This is a genomic window from Actinosynnema sp. NPDC050801, from assembly GCF_040673975.1.
Taxonomy (GTDB): domain Bacteria; phylum Actinomycetota; class Actinomycetes; order Mycobacteriales; family Pseudonocardiaceae; genus Actinosynnema.
In genome coordinates this window covers 37,927-57,110 of sequence record NZ_JBFAQZ010000030.1, presented here as the reverse complement: position 1 = coordinate 57,110, position 19,184 = coordinate 37,927, and the positions used below count along the sequence as shown (strand labels likewise).

Genomic DNA, 19,184 nt, shown 5'->3' with positions numbered 1-19,184 from the left:
CTCGCTGTGAAGACTCTCGACGATCTGCTCAGCGAGGGTGTCTCGGGTCGGCGCGTCCTCGTGCGCGCCGACCTGAACGTCCCCCTCGACGGCGACCGGATCACCGACGACGGCCGCGTCCGCGCGTCGGTGCCCACCATCAAGGCGCTCGTCAACGCGGGCGCCCGCGTGCTGGTCGCCGCCCACCTGGGCCGCCCCAAGGGCGAGCCCGACCCCAAGTTCTCCCTCGCGCCGGTCGCGGTGCGGCTCGGCGAGCTGCTCGGCCAAGCGGTCGAGATCGGCACCGAGACCGCCGGTGACGGCACCGTCGTGCTGCTGGAGAACATCCGCTTCGACGCCCGCGAGACCAGCAAGGACGACGCCGAGCGCGCCGCCCTCGCCGACGAGCTGGCCGCCAAGGCCGACGCGTTCGTCTCCGACGGCTTCGGCGTCGTGCACCGCAAGCAGGCCTCGGTCTACGACGTGGCACAGAAGCTCCCGCACTACGCGGGCGGCCTCGTGCTGGCCGAGGTCGAGGTGCTGCGCAAGCTCACCGACGACCTCCAGCGCCCGTACGTCGTGGTCCTCGGCGGCGCGAAGGTCTCCGACAAGCTCGGCGTCATCGCGAACCTGCTCACCAAGGTCGACCGGCTGCTGATCGGCGGCGGCATGGCCTACACCTTCCTCAAGGCCCAGGGCCACGAGGTCGGCGGCTCGCTGCTCCAGTCCGACCAGCTCGACCAGGTCCGCGGCTTCCTCGCCGAGGCCGAGGAGCGCGGCGTGGAGCTCGTGCTCCCGGTCGACGTGCTCGCGGCCACCGACTTCGCGCCCGACGCGGAGTTCGAGGTCGTGGCCACCGACGCCATCCCCGCCGACCGGCAGGGCCTGGACATCGGGCCGAAGACCCGCGAGCTGTTCGCGACCAAGCTCGCCGACGCCAAGACCGTGTTCTGGAACGGCCCCATGGGCGTGTTCGAGTTCGAGGCCTTCTCCGGCGGCACCCGCGCGGTGGCCGAGGCGCTGGTCAAGAGCGACGCGTTCACCGTGGTCGGCGGCGGCGACTCGGCCGCGGCCGTGCGCGCCCTCGGCCTGCCCGAGGACGGGTTCTCGCACATCTCCACCGGTGGTGGGGCGTCCCTGGAGTACCTGGAGGGCAAAGAGCTCCCCGGCGTGTCTGTGTTGGACGAAGACCTGCTCGCAGGGTCGAGCGAAGGTGGAGCGTGATGGCTCAGCGTCAGCCCCTCATCGCGGGCAACTGGAAGATGAACCTCAACCACCTCGAGGCCATCGCCCTGGTGCAGAAGATCGCCTTCTCGCTGCCGGAGAAGTACTTCGCCAAGGTCGAGGTGGCGGTGCTGCCGCCGTTCGTCGACATCCGGTCCATCCAGACCCTCGTCGACGGCGACAAGCTGCTGCTCAAGTACGGCGCGCAGGACCTGTCGCCGCACGACTCGGGCGCCTACACCGGTGACACCTCCGGCCCGATGCTGGCCAAGCTCGGCTGCTCCTACGTCACCGTGGGCCACTCCGAGCGCCGCGAGTACCACAACGAGGACGACGGCGTCGTCAACAAGAAGGTGAAGGCCGCCCTCAAGCACGGCGTCACGCCCATCTTCTGCCTCGGCGAGCACCTCGACGTCCGCGAGGCCGGCGGTCACGTCGAGCACTGCACCGACCAGCTCGTCGCGGGCCTCAAGGGCCTCACCGCCGAGCAGGTGCGCGACGTCGTCGTGGCCTACGAGCCGGTGTGGGCCATCGGCACCGGCAAGGTCGCCTCGTCGGCGGACGCGCAGGAGGTGTGCGCCGCCATCCGGGTCAAGCTCGCCGAGCTCTACGGCGAGGACGTCGCTTCGGCCGTTCGAGTGCTTTACGGCGGCTCGGTCAAGTCCGGCAACATCGCCGAGCTGATCGCCCAGAAGGACGTCGACGGCGCCCTTGTCGGTGGTGCGAGCCTGGATGCGGACGAGTTCGCCAAGCTGTGCGCGCTCGCCGCGGGTGGACCTCTACCCTGATGTGATTGACACGCACTCCCCCCGCGGTGGTCCACGGTCGGCAGTCGACCGGGTACTCTGTGGCGTCACCTGCCTGACAGCGAGGAAGAAATGATCCTGTTCCTTCAGATCCTGTTGATCGTCTCCAGCCTGCTGCTCATCCTGCTCGTGCTGTTGCACCGCGGGCGCGGCGGCGGTCTGTCCTCGTTGTTCGGCGGCGGTATGCAGTCCAGCCTGTCCGGTTCCAGCGTGGTGGAGAAGAACCTCGACCGGCTGACGTTGTTCGTCGGCGCGGTCTGGGTCATCGCCATCGTGGGCATCGGGCTGTTGATGAAGGTCAACTGACACAGGTCGGCGGGCGCCGACGGCGTCGGCCGACGCGGACACAGGGAATCCACGTGGTGGGGGTGTGAGGGTCGATGGCTGGTGGTAACGCGATTCGCGGTACCCGCGTCGGCGCAGGCCCGATGGGCGAATCGGAGCGCGGCGAGTCCGCGCCCCGACGTCGGGTGTCGTACTGGTGCGCGAACGCGCACGAGTCTCGGCCGTCGTTCGCGGTCGAAGCCGAGATCCCGGAGAACTGGGACTGCCCCCGGTGCGGTCTTCCGGCGGGGCGCGACGAGCAGGCACCCCCTGCTCCGCCGCGCAACGAGCCGTACAAGACGCACTTGGCGTACGTGAAGGAGCGGCGCTCCGACGCGGACGGTGAGGCGATCCTCGAAGAGGCGCTCATCAAGCTGCGCAAGCAGCGCGAAGAGCCCTAGTCAGGTCCAGGCGAGAACAACGCGACGGCCCCCGCGGGAACTCCCGCGGGGGCCGTCGCGTGTGCTCAGCCGTCGTGCGCGCGGCCGTCGCGTGTGCTCAGCGGCGCTTGGTGAACAGGCCCGTGAACTGCCGCCGCACCAGGATCGCGCCCACCAGCAGGAAGAACACCAGCACCGCCAACGTGGACGTCGTGCCACCGGTCGAGCTGGTCAACGCCACGTCCACGCTGCCGACCAGCACCACACCGCAGTCGGCGCGGATCACGTGGCGGCCCGGCTGGATCGTGGCGAACTCGACCCTCGTGCTGAACGTGCCCGAGTTGTCCGCTTTCGCCGTGCCGACGTCCTCACCCAGCGAACTCAACCGCACCGACGAACCGGGATCACACCCCGTGCCCGTGGCGGTCAGCGGGTCGCCCGGCTGGATGTTGTCCTTGTCCAGCGTCAGGGCGCCGTCACCGTCGTACGGCGTCGTCGTGGTCTGCGTCGGCGAGCTGTCGGTCGTGGTCGTGGTGGTCGTCGTGGTGGTAGTGGTCGACGAAGTGGTCGTGGTGACGCGCGGACGCGTGGTGGTCGTCGTGGTCACCGGGGGAGCGGTCGTCGTCGTGACCGGCGGCGCGGTGGTGGTCGTGGTCGGCGTCGGCGTCACCGTGAAGCCGTCCGACGGGTTCGACGTCGCCGGGCACACCGGGCGGACCGTGACGCGGTGCCCGCCCACACCCGCGTCCGACGGCACCGTCGCCGTGCCCGACCCCGCGCCGCGACCCGCGTGCCTGCCGCCGCCGATCACCCGCCTGCCGTCCCAGACGACCTGCACCGAGTAGTCCGAGCAATCCGGGTCGAGGTACACACCGGACCAGCTCACCGTGAACGTGGTCCCCGCCGGACCGGAATCCGGGCTCACCGCCGCGACACCCTGCTGCTGCGCCGATACCGGTGCCGCTACAAGCACCGCGACGCCATATGCCAAGGCACCGAGTAGAGCTAGTGTTCCTGCCGATCGCATACCCGACCCCCGGACCAGTCCGCTACCCACCGATGAGGTGCCCTTGTGAGACGCATTATGAGCAGCGTCGGTTTACTGCTCCTGTGCGGGATCTTCCTCTGCGTCGCCCCGGCCGACGCCGCCGGGCACGCGGTCACGACCGCGGCGGGGGACGCGGTCACCCTGGCCGCCGGGGACGCGGTCACCATCGACGCCACAGTGGACGGCACCCCGGTCGGCGAGGACGTGCTGCTGCTCGACCCGTCCGGCTCCTCCCGCATCTCCGTCACCGTCCACAACGGATCGGAGACGGTGCGGCACGTCAAGGCGATCCGGCTGTCCGGCACGGCGCTGGCGCTGACCTTCTTCTCCTACGACACCACCGTGCCGTTCGACGTGCCCGCCAAGCAGAGCGTCACCCGCGGGTTCGTGCTCGACCTCGGGCAACTCGGCGCCCAGGCCACCGGCCTGCTGCCCACCGAGCTGGAAGTGCTCGACACCAACCGTGACGTCCTCGCGTCGATCGGCGCGACCGGTGACGTGCGCGGGTCGATGTGGTCGGTGTACGGGGTGTTCGGGCTCGCGGTGTTCGGGCTGACCCTGCTGGCGTGGGCGGGCGCGCTGATCGCGCTGGCCCGCCGCCGACTGCCCGCCAACCGGTGGCAGCGGGCGATGCGGTTCCTGCCCGCCGGCGTCGGCACCGGGCTCGTCGCGGTCATCTCCCTGTCCGTGCTGCGGATCATGGCGCCGTCACCGGCCGCCGAGATCCCGTTCATCCTGGGCTCGGCGGCCGCGGCGTTCGCGCTCGGCTACCTGACACCGCACCCCGCCGCCGACGACGTGCCGATCGACCCGGAGAGCACGCAGCGCATCACCCGGCCGTTGCCCGGCGGTGTCGCGTGACGGTGTCGGCGAACGTCGTCGCGGCGCTGCCCCAGTACGACATCGGCGGTGAGGTCGGGCGCGGCGGCATGGGGGTCGTGTACGCGGCCGTGCACCGGCCGTTGGGGCGGGCGGTGGCGGTGAAGCGGCTGCCCGGCGTGCTCGCTTCGGACGAGCGGATGAGCGCGCGGTTCGCGCACGAGGCGCGGTTGCTGGCGCGGCTCGACCACCCGCACATCGTGCCCGTGTACGACTACGTCCAAGACCTCGGCGAGCACCTGCTGGTGATGGAGAAGCTCGACGGTGGCACGGTGTGGTCGAAGTTCACCGGATCAGGCGTTACCCCGGCCTCATCGTGTGCTTTCGGCCTGGCAATGCTGTCCGGCCTGCACGCCGCGCACGGGGCCGGGGTGCTGCACCTGGACGTGAAGCCGAAGAACCTGCTGTTCACCGCCGGCGGGGTGCTCAAGGTCGCCGATTTCGGGATCTCGCAGGTGGTGAGCGAGGGCGCGACGCTGGTGACGCACGGCGGGCAGGTGCTCGGCACGCCCGCGTACCTGTCGCCGGAGCAGGCCCTGGGCAACCCGCTGAGCCCAGCCGCCGACGTCTACGGTGCGGCGACGGTGCTGTACGAGCTGCTAAGCGGCCGGCTGCCGTTCGACAGTGGCGGTGGGGCGCTGGCGATGATCCAGCGTCACGTCCACCAGCAGCCCAGACCCCTGATCGAGGTACCAGATCCACTCGCCCGAGTGATCATGCGAGGGCTCGAACGCGACCCCCAGGCCCGGTACCGCAACGCGGAGACGTTCGCGGTGGACCTGGCGGGTGCGGCGGCCGAGCTGTTCGGCCGGGACTGGCTGCTCCGCCTGGGCACGCCGGTCCACCTGACCCCGCACGTGGCCGCCGCCAGCACCCGGCCCTCGGGTACGGGTTTCTCCGTGCCGCGGGAAACCCTGGACATCCCCGTTCGGGCGACGCTGGTGGACACGCCGCCGACCCCCGCGCGGCTGGGCGCGCAGAGCCTCGTGCCGGCGGCCCAGGTGATGGCCGCACCGAAACCCGCCCGCTGGTTCGCCCTCTCGGCCGCCCTGGCGGCGGCACTGCTGATCGCACTTCCCTTCGCCACCCCCGGCCGCGACCTTCCGGTGCACGCGGCCGACTTGAGCAAGCCGGTGCTCATCGGCGAGGGCGGCAACCCGGCGACCGCGAGACTTTCCGTGACCGCCGCCGGCATCACGCTGGCCGACGTGCCCGCGTCCCCCAACTCCTCCGCCACCCCCGGCTCTTCCTCCGACCCCTCCTCCCTCTCGACTTCACCACTGGCGTTCGAACTGCCGGGCGCGAGCCGATGGATCGTGGGCGGCGCGGTGGTGGCGACGGTGACGGCCGACGGCAAGTCCGCCGACTACTCCCTCCAGCCACTCACGCACCCGCTGATCAGCATCATGGGCGCCGGCGGCGTGGTGCTGCTGCTGTTCGCGCTCGCGTACCTGGAGTCGATCCTGCGATCCCTGCGGCGACGTCAGGCGGGCCCGGCGGCGGTGGTCGCGGCGGCGCCGTTGGGCTTCGGGCTCGGCGTGGCGGTGTGGCTCCTGCCATCCGTGCTGCTGCGCCACACGCCCGACCTGTGGCCGGCGCTGGTGTGCGGCGGGCTGGGCGTGGCGGCGGCCGTGTGCACGGCCGTGGCGACCCGGCGGTCGGCGCTCCGCTGACCCCGTCCGGCCGCTGACCCTGCTCGTCTGGCCCGCTGACCCTGCTCGCCTGCCGCGCCGTTGACCGCGGTCAGCCGGTGACCGCTCGTCCGCCAGATGCCAGCGGTCCGTCCGCCGACTCCGGCGAGAGCGACCGGCGCCTGATGGGTCGAGGGGGCGGTCGTGGCGCAGGGGCCGGGGGTCGGTCGGCGCTCCTCGTTGTTCCAACCGACGTGTGAAGTCGATGATAACGGCGTTTTGCGTATCACTTGTTTCGAGATCACCCGATTGAGCGACCCGGGTCCTCCGGCTCCAAAGTCCTGACCAGCGGAAACGTTACCCTGACGGCGAAGCCGCCGCTGTCCGTTGGTCCGGCCTCCAACTCGCCGTCCAGCAATGCGGCTCGCTCCCGCAGACCCACCAGCCCGTGACCGCCGCCGGGCAGCGGGGTCGTCCCGCCGTCACCCAAACCGTCCGCTCCGTCCGGTGCCTCGTTGCGGACCTCCACCAGCAGTTGGTCGGCATCGGCGACCACCAACACCGACGTGGGCGCGCCGCACGCGTGCTTGCGCACGTTCGTCAACGCCTCCTGCACCGTCCGGTACACCGCCCCCGACACCGAGGCCGGCAGGTCGTCCACCGGCCCCTGCACGGTCAACGTCGCCGGGATGCCCGTGGTGCTCACCAGCTGCGGCAGGTCCTCGATCCTCGGCTGGGGCGAGTCGTCACCGCTCGTCGTCCGCAGCACGCTCACCAGCTGCCGCAGCTCGTCCAACGTCCTCGTGCTCAGCATCCGGATCGTCCCGGCCACCTGCCGCGCGTCCGGATCGGCCGCCGCCATCCGCAGCGCACCCGCCTGCATCGCGATCAAGCTCACCTGGTGCGACACGACGTCGTGCATCTCGCGCGCCAGCCTGGCCCGCTCGTCCGCCCGCACCGCGTGGGCGTGCAGCAACCGCTCCCGCTCCCGGCTCGCCGCCAGCTCGCCGATCCGCGCCGACAACTCCTCCCGCGCGTGCGCCAGCAACCCGATCGCGATCGGCATCCCCGCGACGATGCACCCGTAGATGGCGTTGTGCACGTGCGTCTTCCAGTCCAACGCCACGAACTCGTCCGGCGGCCACACGAAGAATCGGCTCAGCCACACCAACCCGGCCCCGATGTAGGTCTGCCGCGACAACAACGCCTGCCGCGCCAACGTGCCCAGCGCGATCATCGCCGCCAACTGCGCCCACCCGGCCAGGAACCCGGGCACGGTCACCAGCACGACCAGGAACGGGAACCGCCTGCGCAGCGCCACCGCCGCCACCGAGATGATCGACAGCACGTAGTTGTACGGCTCGGCCTCGGGCACGACCCGCAGCCACACGTCCAGCGCCGCGATGCCGACGGCCGCCGCGTCGAACGCCAGCTGCCGGTGCCGTCCGTGCAACCGGCCCAGCAGCCGCCCGAACACCCGGAGGAACGCAGCAAGCGGCACCCGCTCGGTCGGGACGCCGTTGACCCGACCGCTCGGCAGCCTCTTGACAGCGTCGCCGGCCAGGGTCCGACCTCCTGTGTCAGCCATCCGCCGGTCCTCACCGTACTGCGCTGTCATCACGCTTGGCATGACCCGCCTTCCCGCCCCCGACGTGCTCGATCGACCCGCTCACCCTTCGAGATGCTCTGATTACCCGAACGGGACGCCGGGCGGCGCACAAAATTGCGAGCGCGAACGTCCGGTCAGCGGACAACATGAGGGAAAGCCGCTCACGAGTGCGCCAGATCACCCCCGAAAACGCCGACTGCCGCCGTGTCCGGGGGGACGACGGCGGCAGCGGAACGCGGTGGGGTCAGGCGGAGGGCGGCACCTTCGCCGCGGCGGCCGGGTCGAGCAGCCACAGGGTGCGCTGCCGCCCACGGGCGCCCGCGGCCGGCAGCAGCGCCTCGTCCGCGCCGGTGAGACCCGTGGCGACGGCCTCGCCCTTCGCCGCACCGGTCGTCATCAGCCACACCTCCCGGGCCGCGCGGATCGCGGGCAGGGTGAGGCTCACCCGGGTCGGCGGCGGCTTGGGGCAGTCGCGCACCGCGACGACGCCGCGCTCCCGCTCCAGCACCGCCGGGGACTCGGGGAAGATCGAGGCCACGTGCCCCTCCTCGCCGACGCCGAGCAGGCACACGTCGAACGACGGCACGGCACCGTGGTCCTCCGGGCCCGCGGCGGCGGCGAGCACGTCGGCGTACGCCGCCGCGGCGGCCTCCGGGTCGTCACCGAACCGCCCGTCCGACGGCTCCACCACGTGCACCCGCGAAGCCGGCACCGGCACGTGGTCCAGCAACGCCTCCCGTGCCTGGGTCTCGTTGCGGTCCGGGTGCCCGGCGGGCAGGAACCGCTCGTCGCCCCAGTACAGGTCGACCCGGCTCCAGTCCACCGCGTCGCGGGCGGGCGTGGCGCGCAGGTGTTCCAGCACCGCGATGCCGGTCCGCCCGCCGGTCAGCACCAGCGACGCCGACCCGCGCGCGGCCTGCGCGTCCACCAGGCTGGTGACCAGCCGTGCGGCCGTGGCGGCGGCCAAGAGGTCGCCGTCGCGGTGCACCACCACCTCGGGACGGCTCACGAGCCTGCCTTCGCCTTCGTCGCCTTCGGGGTCTTCGCGGCGGCCTTGGCCGAGCTCGTCGGCGCGGCCTTCACGGCGGCCTTCGCGGACTTGGCGTCCACCTTGCCGTCGGTCCGACCGTCCGACTTGCCGTCGACCTTCGCGTCGACCGGGGCCTTGCCGTCCACCGGACCGTCGGCGGGCTTGGCGGAGGTGTCGGCGACCTGCGTGACGAGCCCGCCCTCGGGCTTGGCCTTGGCGGCACCCGACGCGGCCCGCGCCGGCTTGCGCGTCACCGCGGCGGCCTTCGGCGCGGTCCGACCGCGCACGACCTTGCCCAACGACCGCAGCGCCGCCTCGTACACCTCGTCCGGGTCGAGCCGGCGCAGCTCCTCTGCCAGGCAGTCGCGCACCTGGCGGCGCTGCAGCGCGACCCGCCGCTCCGGCTGGCCGGGCTGCGTCAACGTGCCGACCTTGCCGTCCGGGCGCGACAGCTCCACCACACCGGACCGGCGCTCCAGCCGCACGTCCACGATGCCCTCGCCGCGGCTGGCCTTCGCCCGCTTCACCGGCACCCGCAGGCACCCGGCGAGCCACGCGGCCAGCAGGTCGGTCGACGGCGAGTCGCTCTCCCCGCTCACCTCGGCCTCGGTGACCTTCTCGTACGGGGGCAGGTCGAACGCCGACGCGAGCATCGCCCGCCACAACGTCAGCCGCGTCCACGCCAGGTCCGTGTCACCGGGTGTGTAGCCCGCCTTGCGCTGCTCCAACGCCCGGATCGGGTTCTTCTCCGCCGCCGCGTCGGTGATCCGGCGCTGCGCGAGCTGCCCGATCGGGTCCTGCGCGGGCACGGCGGGCGCCTCGTTCGGCCACCACGCCACCACCGGGGTGTCCGGCAGCAGCAGCGGCACGACGCACGAAGCGCCCTCGTTGGCCAGCTCGCCGTACAGGCGCAGCACGACCACCTCGGAGGCGCCCGCGTCACCGCCGACGCGGATCTGCGCGTCGAGCCGGGGCGCCGCCTTGCGCGCGCCGCGCGCCACCACGATCACCCGGCAGGGGTGCTCGCGGCTGGCGTCGTTGGCCGCGTCGATGGCCTCCTCGGTCTTGGTGCCGTCGTCGGTCACGATGACCAGCGTCAGCACCCGGCCGAGGGTGACCGCGCCGCCTTCCTCGCGCAGCCGCACGAGCTTGCTGTTGACCTGCGACGTGGTCGTCGAGGGCAGGTCGATGATCACGGACGCCTCCAGTGCCTGCCGGTGCGGGCCAGCATCTCGTCCGCCGACGCCGGCCCCCAGGTGCCTGCCTTGTACTTCTCCGGGGCGCCGGTGGCGGCCCAGTGCCTCAGGACGGGGTCCAGGATCTCCCAGGACAGCTCGACCTCGTCGTTCTTCGGGAACAGCGACGGCTCGCCGAGCAGCACGTCGAGCAGCAGCCGCTCGTAGGCCTCGGGCGACGACTCGGTGAACGCGTGGCCGTAGCCGAAGTCCATCGTGACGTCCCGGACCTCCATCGAGTTGCCCGGCACCTTGGAGCCGAACCGGATGGTCACGCCCTCGTCCGGCTGCACCCGCACCACCAGGGCGTTCTGCCCCAGCTCCTCGGTCGAGGTGTCGTCGAACGGCAGGTGCGGCGCGCGCTTGAACACCACGGCCACCTCGGTGACGCGGCGGCCCAGGCGCTTGCCGGTGCGCAGGTAGAACGGCACGCCCGCCCAGCGCCGGGTGTTCACCTCGCAGGTGATGGCCGCGTAGGTCTCGGTGACCGAGTCCTTGGCGAACCCGCCCTCCTCCAGCAGCCCGAGCACCTTCTGCCCGCCCTGCCAGCCGCCGGTGTACTGGCCGCGGGCGGTGGTCGAGTCGAACGGCCCGATCGTCCGGGTCGCCGAGAGCACCTTGACCTTCTCCGCGCGCAGGTCGCTCGGCCGGAACGACACCGGCTCCTCCATCGCGGTCAGCGCGAGCAGCTGGAGCAGGTGGTTCTGGATCACGTCACGGGCCGCGCCGATGCCGTCGTAGTAGCCCGCGCGACCGCCGAGGCCGATGTCCTCGGCCATGGTGATCTGCACGTGGTCGACGTAGTTGGCGTTCCAGATGGGCTCGTAGAGCTGGTTGGCGAAGCGCAGCGCCAGGATGTTCTGCACCGTCTCCTTGCCGAGGTAGTGGTCGATGCGGAACACCGACTCCTCGGGGAAGACGTCGTTGACGGTCTTGTTGAGCTGCTTGGCGCTGGCCAGGTCGTGGCCGAACGGCTTCTCGATGACCACGCGGCGCCACTGGTCGGGCTTGTCGCTGGGCGGCGTGGCCAGGCCCGCGCGCTTGAGCTGGTTGACCACGGTGGTGAACGCGCTGGGCGGCACCGACAGGTAGAACGCGTGGTTGCCGCCCGTGCCGCGGTCGCGATCCAGGTCGGACAGGGTCGCGGCGAGCGAGTCGAACGCGCTGTCGTCGTCGAACGTGCCCTGCACGAACCGGATGCCCTCGGCGAGCTGGTTCCAGACCTCCTGCCGGAACGGCGTGCGCGCGTGCTCCTTGACCGCGTCGTGCACGACCTGCATGAAGTCCTGGTCGGCCCAGTCGCGGCGGGCGAAGCCGACGAGCGCGAAGCCCGGCGGCAGCAGGCCGCGGTTGGCCAGGTCGTAGATCGCGGGCATGAGCTTCTTGCGCGACAGGTCACCGGTCACGCCGAAGATCACCAGGCCGGAGGGCCCGGCGATGCGCGGTAGCCGCTTGTCCCGCGGGTCGCGCAGCGGGTTGCGCCTCGTGGGAGCGCTCATCGGACCTCCTCGCCGAGCTCGTCGGACAGGTGAGCGCACGCTGCCGCGTGGGATTGGCACCTCGCGAGCTCGCTCACGAACCGTCCTCCTGGATTGCCTCGACGAGCTGGGCCAGCCCGGCGACGCGGTCGGTCAGGTGCAGCCGCAGCACCGGGCGGCCGCGCTCGGCGAGCACCTGGCCGTCTCCCAGCGCCTGGGCCGACTGCAACGTGCTGAGGTCGTACGGCCTGCCCGGCACGTCCAACGCGGTCTCGGACGCCCCGGTCAGCTGGAGGAACACGCCGTTCTGGTGACCGCCCTTGTGGTACTGGCCGGTCGAGTGCAGGAACCGCGGTCCCCACCCGAAGGTGGTCTGCAGGTGTGAACGCTGCGCCAACTCGGGGCGGACGAGGGCGAACGACGCGTCGTCGAGCCGGTCCAGGTAGGCCTGCACGGACAGGTAGCCGTGCTCCGGCGCGGCGGCGACGAGCGCCTGCAACGCCTCGGCGACGGTCTTCACGTCCGCGGGCAGCCAGCCCTCGCTGGGGTAGGCCTCGATCGGTCCGTCCACGAAGGCCGGTTCGACCGTCGACGGCGCGGAGGAGTCCAACAGCGACCGGGACGCCTTCTTGGCCGCCTCCACGTCGGGCTGGTCGAACGGGTTGATCTCCAGCACCCGGCCGACGAGCGCGGTCGCGTACTCCCAGACCAGGAACTGCGCGCCGAGCGTGCCCTCGACCGCGATGGTCGACGAGCCGGTCGCCGGTCCGATCGCGACGGTCGTGGCGTCCGTGCGGGCGTCCACGAAACCGGGTGCGCCCGGCCCCTCGACCACGACGGGCAGCAGGCCGGTGCCGTTCTTGCCGGTCGACTCGGCGATCAGCTGCTCGGCCCAGTCGCCGAACCCGGCGATGCCCGAGCCGGTGTCGGCGAACACGATCTTCTCCGCGCCGTGCGCGTGCGCCACCGCGAACGTGGCGGCCAGCACCACCGCCGGGTTGTCCGCCGAGTCGGCCGACACCAGCGGCGCGGCGGCGGCCGCCTCGTCCAGCAGCCGGCCCACGTCCGCGCCGGCCAGGCCCGAGGGCACCAGGCCGAACGCGGTCAGCGCCGAGTACCGGCCGCCCACGTGCGGGTCGGCCAGGAACACCTTGCGGTAGCCCGCTTCCCGCGACGCCGCCTCCAGCGGCGAGCCCGGGTCGGTCACCACGACGATCCGCGACGCCGCGTCGATGCCCGCGGCGGTGAACGCGGCCTCGAAGATCCGCCGGTGGCTGTCGGTCTCGACGGTGCCACCCGACTTGGACGACACCACCAGCACCGTGCGGTGCAGGTCGCCCGCCAGCGCCTCGGCCACCTGGCCGGGGTCGGTGGTGTCGAGCACGACCAGCGGGACGCCGGCCGTGCCCGTGATCACCTCGGGCGCGAGCGACGAGCCGCCCATGCCGGCGAGGACCACCCGGTCCACGCCCTCGGCGAGCAGCTCGTCGCGCAGCGCGGTGATCTCCGCGACCAGCGGGCGGGACGTCTCGTGCAACGTCGTCCACGCCAAGCGGATCGACGCCTCCGGCTCCGCCTCGGGACCCCACAGCGTGGCGTCGCCTGCGGTGAGCCTGCTCGGAGCCGAATCCCGCACCAGGTCACCCACGACGGTGTCGACCTGGTTCTGGTTCGGCGTGCGGACGATCTCCACGGAGATCACCTCGGTCATCTGAATCCTCGTCCTCAGCCCTTGGCCTGGTTCAACTGTCCGGTCACCGTCTCCAGCAGCTCCGCCCCGGACTTCTCGAACTTCTGCACGCCCTCGGTCTCCAGCGCGATGAACACGTCGTCGAGGTCGATGCCGACCTCGACCAGTCCGTCGAAGACCTCCTGTGCTTGGGCGGCGCGCCCGGTCACGGTGTCGCCCTCGATCTTGCCGTGATCGGCGACCGCGTGCAGGGTCTTCTCCGGCATCGTGTTGACCGTGCCGGCGACGACCAGCTGGTCGACGTACCGGGTGTCGGAGTAGTTCGGGTCCTTCACCCCGGTTGACGCCCACAGTGGACGCTGGGCGCGCGCGCCCTGGGCGGCCAGCGCCTCCCAGCGCTCGCCCTTGAAGGTCTCCTCGTACGCCGCGTACGCGAGCACCGCGTTCGCGATCGCCGCCTTGCCGCGCAGCTCGGCCGCAGCCGGGGTGTCCAGCGCGTCCAGCCGCTTGTCGACCTCGGCGTCCACGCGGGACACGAAGAACGACGCCACGGAGTGCAGGGAGCGCACGTCGTGCCCGTTGGCCTTGGCCTGCTCCAGGCCCGCGATGAACGCCTCCATCACGTGCCGGTAGCGCTCGACGGAGAAGATCAGCGTCACGTTCACGCTGATCCCCTCGGCGAGCACCCGGGTGATCGCGGGCAGGCCCTCGACCGTGGCAGGGATCTTCACCAGCAGGTTCGGCCGGTCCACGGCCTTGGCCAGGTCGAGCGCCTCGGCGACGGTGCCCTCGGTGTCGTTGGCCAGCCGGGGGTCGACCTCGATCGACACGCGGCCGTCCACGCCGTCGGTGGCGTTGTAGACGTCGCGGAACAGGTCGCACGCGTGGCGCACGTCCGTGGTGGTGATCTCGCGGACCGCCGCGTCGGTGTCCGCGCCGCGCGCGACCAGTTCGCGCACCTGCTCGTCGTATGCGGCACCCTTGGCCAGCGCCGCGGCGAAGATCGTCGGGTTGGTGGTCACGCCGGTGACGTGCTTGTCGGCGATCAGCTCGGCCAGGTTGCCGGTGTTCAGCCGCTCGCGGGACAGGTCGTCCAGCCAGATCGACACGCCCGCGTCGCTGAGCGCGGCCAGCGGATTGGTGCTCATCTCGTCAACTCCCGTGAGGTCTCTGCGTCCAACGGTCTGCGGTTCACTTGACCTTGGCGAGCGACCGGCGGGCCGCCGCGACGACGTTCTCCGTCGTGAACCCGAACTCGCGGAACAGCGTCTGGTAGTCCGCCGACGCGCCGAAGTGCTCGATGGAGACGATCTCGCCCGCGTCGCCCGCGAACCGGTGCCACGGCTGGGCGATGCCCGCCTCGACCACCACCCGCGCCTTCACCGACGACGGCAGCACCTGCTCCTGGTAGGCCTTGTCCTGCGCGTCGAACCACTCGACGCTCGGCATGGACACCACTCGCGCCGCCACGCCCTCGGCTTCGAGGACCTTGCGCGCCTCCACCGCGATCTGCAGCTCCGAGCCGGTCGCGATGAGGATCAGCTCCGGCTCGTCCTCGCCCTCCAGCACGTAGCCGCCGCGTGCGACGCCCTCGGTGGCCTTCTCCTTGGTGCCTTCCAGCACCGGCAGGTTCTGCCGGGTCAGCGCGATGCCCTTCGGGCCCTCAGCGTTCTCGATCACGGCACGCCACGCGGCGGCCGTCTCGTTCGCGTCACCCGGGCGCAGCACGGTCAGGCCCGGGATCGCGCGCAACGCGGCCAGGTGCTCGATCGGCTGGTGCGTGGGACCGTCCTCGCCGAGGCCGATGGAGTCGTGCGTCCACACGTAGACGACCGGGGACTTCATCAGCGCGGCCAGCCGGACCGCCGGGCGCATGTAGTCGCTGAACACGAGGAACGTGCCGCCGTACGGGCGGGTCGGGCCGTGCAGCGCGATGCCGTTGAGGATCGAGCCCATGGCGTGCTCGCGGACGCCGAAGTGCAGCGTGCGGCCGTACGGGTTGGCGTTCCACATCTTGGTGGAGATCGACTCCGGGCCGAACGAGTCCGCGCCCTTCATCGTGGTGTTGTTGCTCTCCGCGAGGTCGGCCGAGCCGCCCCACAGCTCCGGCAGCACGTCCTTGAGCGAGTTCAGCACCTCGCCGGAGGCCTTGCGGGTGGCCACACCCTTCGGGTCCGGGTCCCACGACGGCAGCGCGTCGGTCCAGCCCTCGGGCAACTCATTGTTGACCAGGCGGTCAAGCAGCGCCTTGCGCTCCGGGTTCGCCTCGGCCCACGCGTCGAACGACCGCTGCCACTCCGACTTGGCCGCCTCGCCGCGCTTGATCACCGAACGGGTGTGCTCCAGCACCTCGTCGGCGACCTCGAAGGTCTGCTCCGGGTCGAAGCCCAGGATCCGCTTGACCTCGGCGACCTCGTCGCCGCCCAGGGCGGAGCCGTGCGCCGCGCCGGTGTTCTGCTTGTTCGGCGCGGGGAAGCCGATGATCGTGCGCAGCAGGATGAACGACGGGCGCTCGGTCTCCGCCTTGGCGTTCTCCAGCGCCTCCAGGATGCCGGCGACGTTCTCGCCGCCCTCGACGACCTGCACGTGCCAGCCGTAGGCCTCGTAGCGCTTCGCGGTGTCCTCGGACAGCGCGATCGTCGTGTCGTCCTCGATGGAGATCTTGTTGTCGTCGTAGACGACGGTCAGGTTGCCCAGCTTCTGGGTGCCCGCCAGGGACGACGCCTCGGACGTCACGCCCTCCTCGATGTCGCCGTCGGAGGCGATCACGAAGATGTGGTGGTCGAACGGGCTCTGGCCGACCGGGGCGTCCGGGTCGAACAGGCCGCGCTCGCGGCGCGCGCCCATGGCCATGCCGACCGCGGCGGCCAGGCCCTGGCCCAGCGGGCCGGTGGTGATCTCCACGCCGTTGGTGTGGCGGTGCTCGGGGTGACCCGGGGTCTTCGAGCCCCAGGTGCGCAACGCCTTGAGGTCGTCCAGCTCCAGGCCGTAGCCGTTGAGGAACAACTGCACGTACAGCGTCAGGCTGGAGTGGCCCGCGCTGAGCACGAACCGGTCGCGGCCGATCCAGTCGGCGTCGGCCGGGTCGTGCCGCATGACCCGCTGGAACAGCGTGTACGCGAGCGGGGCGAGGCTCATGGCGGTGCCGGGGTGGCCGTTGCCGACCTTCTGCACGGCGTCCGCGGCCAGGACGCGCGCGGTGTCGACCGCGCGCTTGTCGAGGTCGGTCCAGTCTTCGGGCAGGCGGGCTTCGGTCAACCGGGCGATGTCATCGGTGACGGACACTGACTTCCAGCTCCAAACTCACTAGGCGGCGGTTGTGACGGCTGGCGGTGAACTTAATCGATCCCGTCAGGCCCGATCCGCGGCTCCCAAGGTCCGCCGGCCAGCCTAGTCCGACTAGCGGACACGCGTACCACTCACGCTCTGTGGGTGTACGCACAGACAGGGCTGGTGCGTACAGGGAGTACCCGAACGGGCTGCTCGGGGAACGCGCGGTTACGATCTGCCCATCCCCAGACCTGACGAGGAGCGCGACGCCATGAGTGCCGTCACCGAGGCTCCGGCGCGGTCGCCCCGGCAGGTCGTCGGCGCGTACGTGGCGCTGACCAAGCCACGGGTCATCGAGCTGCTGCTGATCACCACCATCCCGGCGATGCTCCTGGCCGCCCGCGGCCTGCCGCCGCTGTGGCTGATCGCGTGCACCCTGGCGGGCGGCACCCTGGCCGCGGGCTCGGCGAACGCGCTGAACTGCTACGTCGACGCGGACATCGACGCGGTCATGAAGCGGACCAGCGCCCGGCCGCTGGCGAAGGACTCCATCCCGCCGCGCAACGCGCTGATCTTCGGCATCGTGCTCGGAGTGGTCTCGTTCGGGTTCCTGTGGTTGACCACGAACCTGATCTCGGCCGTGTTCGCGGTGGCCACGATCCTGTTCTACATCTTCGTCTACACCCTGGTGCTCAAGCGCCGGACCTCGCAGAACATCATCTGGGGCGGCATGGCCGGCTGCATGCCGGTGATCATCGGCTGGTCCTCGGTGACCGGCACGGTGGCGTGGCCCGCGCTGGTGATGTTCGGCGTGATCTTCTTCTGGACGCCGCCGCACACGTGGGCGCTCGCGATGAAGTTCAAGGAGGACTACGCGCGGGCCGGGGTGCCGATGCTGCCGGTGGTGGCGACGGCGCAGCAGGTCACCCGTCAGATCGTCATCTACTCGTGGATCACGGTCGTGTGCACGCTGCTGCTGGCGCCGGTGACGTCGTGGGTCTACGTCGCGGTGGCGGCGGCGTCGGGCGTGTGGTTCGCGGTGTTCGCGCACCGGCTGCACGGCGTCGTGCGCCGCGGCGGGTCGACCAACACCATGAAGTTCTTCCACCTGTCGAACCTGTACCTGATGCTCGTGTTCTGCGGCTTGGCCGTGGACGCCGTGATCGGCCTGCCGGTCCTCGGCTGGCCGTTCTGAGCCCGTCCGCGCTTGATGCACTTTCCGCATAATTGCGGATAACTAGCTAGGACACCGCCGACAGCAGCTCGTTCACGGTCGGGTCGTCCAGCGACTCCACGATGCACGACCACAGCTCCAGGTTCGCCGTGGCCCACCGCGAGTAGGTGGCCGCCGCCTCCGGGTCGTAGAAGTAGTACCCCTCGTCGTGCTTGCCCCGTTGCTCGCCGACGATCTTGTGCGCCAGCTCCTTGAGCGTGATCCCGTTCTCTTCGAGGTACTTGGGCGCGAGCACCACCGGCGTCACCGGCAGGGCCTTGAACAGCGTGTCCGCGTCGGACAGCGCCTGCGCCTCGGGTGAGATGTCGCGGTGGCGGGTGCGCATCTCGGCCTCTTCGACCACCTCGTCCACCCGTGCCGCGACGTCGTCCGGCACGCCCGCGCGCGCCAGGATGTCCAGCCGCAGCCGCCTGCCGTCGACCGGCAGCGAGTTGCGCCGGACCATGTAGTTCACGTCGTGGACCAGGGCGGCCACCTCGACCAGCGCCACGTCCGAGGAGTTGCGCCGGGCGAAGTGGACGGCCTTGTCCCGCACGAAGCTGACGTGGTGCCAGCCGTGGAACTGCAATTTCGCGGCGAGGTCGCGGCACAGCCGCCAGACCTCGCCCTCGACCTCGGTGATCGCCTGCGCCGTGACCGTCCTGGTGACAGTACTCATTGGACCCTCCCGTGCCGGGTGGGCCGATGGTAGGCGCGCGCGGCGGTCCTCGGCGCCGGTTACAGGTTGTTCGTCAGGTCCTCCAACCTCGCCTCGACCGGCACGTGCCGGTGGCTGGTCCGGGTGTCGGGGTCGTAGCTGAGGCTCCACGGGCTGACCGCGCGCGACTTGACCAGGAACGTCATGGTGTCGTCCGCGGCCTTCGGGATGCGGTGGAACTCGTGGGCGAGCATGGTGCCCGAGGCGCCCTCGTGGGCCTCGGCGCTGCGCAGCAGGGTGGTGGACAGGATCGCCCCGCCGTCGTCGGCCACGTCCGCGGTGAAGCGCTCGTGCAGGTAGGAGCCCGACAGGATGGTCGTGCAGAAGTGGTAGCGGTGGTTGTGGATGGAGTCGGCGTAACCCGCCCGCCAGTCGCGCTGCGGCTTGTACTCGTGCAGCCAGAAGGTGAACGGCTCGGCCGGCTCGTCCCGCAGGCACCACGCGAAGTGGGTCGTCGTCTCACGGGACTTGGCCACGACGCGCATCTCGTCCTGCGGTGAGAGGGCGCGCAGGTGCCCGCGCAGCCTCTCCCGCAGGCCGGGTCGGCCCGCCCACTCCTGGAAACGCCTCTCGACGTGTCCCCAGTGGTCGACGACAGGGGGGTCGGCCACGGCGATGAGCGTGGCGAGCTCCGCGAGGGCGGAGAACCCGGTGAACTCGGTGAGCACGG

Annotated in this window: 17 protein-coding genes; 7 read left to right on the top strand and 10 right to left on the bottom strand. The window is 71.3% G+C overall.

Annotated features, from left to right (window positions below; genetic code table 11):
* The first annotated feature begins 6 nt into the window (after positions 1-6).
* The 4 genes from AB0K14_RS37095 to AB0K14_RS37080 all read left to right on the top strand — a co-directional run bounded on the left by AB0K14_RS37095 (position 7) and on the right by AB0K14_RS37080 (position 2,734).
* Entirely contained in the window at positions 7-1,203 is a 1,197-nt protein-coding gene (locus tag AB0K14_RS37095; RefSeq protein ID WP_360449802.1) for a phosphoglycerate kinase, read from the top strand.
* The gene (gene tpiA / locus AB0K14_RS37090; protein ID WP_360449804.1) at positions 1,203-1,991 is read left to right on the top strand and encodes a triose-phosphate isomerase; all 789 of its coding nucleotides are present in this window, start codon (positions 1,203-1,205) and stop codon (positions 1,989-1,991) included. Before AB0K14_RS37095 ends, tpiA begins: the two co-directional genes overlap by 1 nt.
* A gap of 90 nt (positions 1,992-2,081) precedes the next feature.
* Positions 2,082-2,315, top strand: a complete 234-nt coding sequence (gene secG, locus AB0K14_RS37085; RefSeq protein WP_360449807.1) for a preprotein translocase subunit SecG — start codon at positions 2,082-2,084, stop codon at positions 2,313-2,315.
* A gap of 74 nt (positions 2,316-2,389) precedes the next feature.
* Positions 2,390-2,734 carry an RNA polymerase-binding protein RbpA gene (locus tag AB0K14_RS37080; RefSeq protein WP_033440747.1) on the top strand — a complete coding sequence of 115 codons (345 nt, stop codon included), beginning with the start codon at positions 2,390-2,392 and terminating at the stop codon, positions 2,732-2,734.
* A gap of 97 nt (positions 2,735-2,831) precedes the next feature.
* Here the strand turns inward: AB0K14_RS37080 and AB0K14_RS37075 are convergent, their stop codons facing one another.
* Positions 2,832-3,638, bottom strand: a complete 807-nt coding sequence (locus AB0K14_RS37075) for a hypothetical protein (RefSeq protein WP_360449810.1) — start codon at positions 3,636-3,638, stop codon at positions 2,832-2,834.
* Positions 3,639-3,785: 147 nt separating this feature from the next.
* Between AB0K14_RS37075 and AB0K14_RS37070 the strand changes: the two genes are divergently transcribed.
* Positions 3,786-4,622, top strand: coding sequence for a hypothetical protein (locus tag AB0K14_RS37070; RefSeq protein ID WP_360449813.1), 837 nt, complete (start codon positions 3,786-3,788; stop codon positions 4,620-4,622).
* A complete protein-coding gene (locus AB0K14_RS37065) occupies positions 4,619-6,313 on the top strand; it encodes a serine/threonine-protein kinase (protein WP_360449815.1) in 1,695 nt (564 codons plus the stop codon). The genes AB0K14_RS37070 and AB0K14_RS37065 overlap by 4 nt, the downstream gene beginning before the upstream one ends.
* A gap of 259 nt (positions 6,314-6,572) precedes the next feature.
* On the opposite strand, the gene AB0K14_RS37060 is transcribed toward AB0K14_RS37065, so the two are convergent.
* The 7 genes from AB0K14_RS37060 to tkt form a co-directional block, all read right to left on the bottom strand.
* On the bottom strand, positions 6,573-7,859 hold the full coding sequence (locus AB0K14_RS37060; protein WP_360449817.1) for a histidine kinase: 1,287 nt from the start codon (positions 7,857-7,859) through the stop codon (positions 6,573-6,575).
* A gap of 265 nt (positions 7,860-8,124) precedes the next feature.
* Positions 8,125-8,889 (bottom strand): 6-phosphogluconolactonase, encoded by a 765-nt coding sequence (pgl, locus tag AB0K14_RS37055; protein ID WP_360449819.1) that lies wholly within the window; start codon positions 8,887-8,889, stop codon positions 8,125-8,127.
* A complete protein-coding gene (opcA, locus tag AB0K14_RS37050) occupies positions 8,886-10,106 on the bottom strand; it encodes a glucose-6-phosphate dehydrogenase assembly protein OpcA (RefSeq protein WP_360449821.1) in 1,221 nt (406 codons plus the stop codon). The genes pgl and opcA overlap by 4 nt, the downstream gene beginning before the upstream one ends.
* The gene (gene zwf / locus AB0K14_RS37045; protein ID WP_360449824.1) at positions 10,103-11,644 is read right to left on the bottom strand and encodes a glucose-6-phosphate dehydrogenase; all 1,542 of its coding nucleotides are present in this window, start codon (positions 11,642-11,644) and stop codon (positions 10,103-10,105) included. The genes opcA and zwf overlap by 4 nt, the downstream gene beginning before the upstream one ends.
* Before the next feature lie 73 nt (positions 11,645-11,717).
* Positions 11,718-13,334, bottom strand: coding sequence for a glucose-6-phosphate isomerase (locus tag AB0K14_RS37040; RefSeq protein ID WP_360449827.1), 1,617 nt, complete (start codon positions 13,332-13,334; stop codon positions 11,718-11,720).
* A gap of 14 nt (positions 13,335-13,348) precedes the next feature.
* Positions 13,349-14,461 carry a transaldolase gene (gene tal, locus AB0K14_RS37035; RefSeq protein ID WP_360449830.1) on the bottom strand — a complete coding sequence of 371 codons (1,113 nt, stop codon included), beginning with the start codon at positions 14,459-14,461 and terminating at the stop codon, positions 13,349-13,351.
* 43 nt (positions 14,462-14,504) lie between these two features.
* Complete coding sequence (gene tkt / locus AB0K14_RS37030; protein WP_360449832.1) at positions 14,505-16,598, bottom strand: transketolase; 2,094 nt, start codon at positions 16,596-16,598, stop codon at positions 14,505-14,507.
* A gap of 256 nt (positions 16,599-16,854) precedes the next feature.
* Between tkt and AB0K14_RS37025 the strand changes: the two genes are divergently transcribed.
* The gene (locus tag AB0K14_RS37025) at positions 16,855-17,778 is read left to right on the top strand and encodes a heme o synthase (protein ID WP_360449835.1); all 924 of its coding nucleotides are present in this window, start codon (positions 16,855-16,857) and stop codon (positions 17,776-17,778) included.
* Positions 17,779-17,824: 46 nt separating this feature from the next.
* Here AB0K14_RS37025 and AB0K14_RS37020 read toward each other — a convergent pair whose 3' ends face one another.
* Complete coding sequence (locus AB0K14_RS37020) at positions 17,825-18,475, bottom strand: HD family phosphohydrolase (RefSeq protein WP_360449837.1); 651 nt, start codon at positions 18,473-18,475, stop codon at positions 17,825-17,827.
* 59 nt (positions 18,476-18,534) lie between these two features.
* Positions 18,535-19,182 (bottom strand): hypothetical protein, encoded by a 648-nt coding sequence (locus AB0K14_RS37015; RefSeq protein WP_360449840.1) that lies wholly within the window; start codon positions 19,180-19,182, stop codon positions 18,535-18,537.
* Positions 19,183-19,184 lie beyond the last annotated feature (2 nt).

Excerpts from the sequence above, each read along its gene's own strand:
- secG (WP_360449807.1), top strand. The coding sequence starts at position 2,082 with ATGATCCTGTTCCTTCAGATCCTGTTGATCGTCTCCAGCCTGCTGCTC.
- AB0K14_RS37040 (WP_360449827.1), bottom strand. The coding sequence starts at position 13,334 with ATGACCGAGGTGATCTCCGTGGAGATCGTCCGCACGCCGAACCAGAAC.
- tal (WP_360449830.1), bottom strand. The coding sequence starts at position 14,461 with ATGAGCACCAATCCGCTGGCCGCGCTCAGCGACGCGGGCGTGTCGATC.
- AB0K14_RS37025 (WP_360449835.1), top strand. The coding sequence starts at position 16,855 with ATGAGTGCCGTCACCGAGGCTCCGGCGCGGTCGCCCCGGCAGGTCGTC.
- AB0K14_RS37080 (WP_033440747.1), top strand. The coding sequence starts at position 2,390 with ATGGCTGGTGGTAACGCGATTCGCGGTACCCGCGTCGGCGCAGGCCCG.
- AB0K14_RS37020 (WP_360449837.1), bottom strand. The coding sequence starts at position 18,475 with ATGAGTACTGTCACCAGGACGGTCACGGCGCAGGCGATCACCGAGGTC.
- zwf (WP_360449824.1), bottom strand. The coding sequence starts at position 11,644 with ATGAGCGCTCCCACGAGGCGCAACCCGCTGCGCGACCCGCGGGACAAG.
- AB0K14_RS37060 (WP_360449817.1), bottom strand. The coding sequence starts at position 7,859 with ATGGCTGACACAGGAGGTCGGACCCTGGCCGGCGACGCTGTCAAGAGG.
- tpiA (WP_360449804.1), top strand. The coding sequence starts at position 1,203 with ATGGCTCAGCGTCAGCCCCTCATCGCGGGCAACTGGAAGATGAACCTC.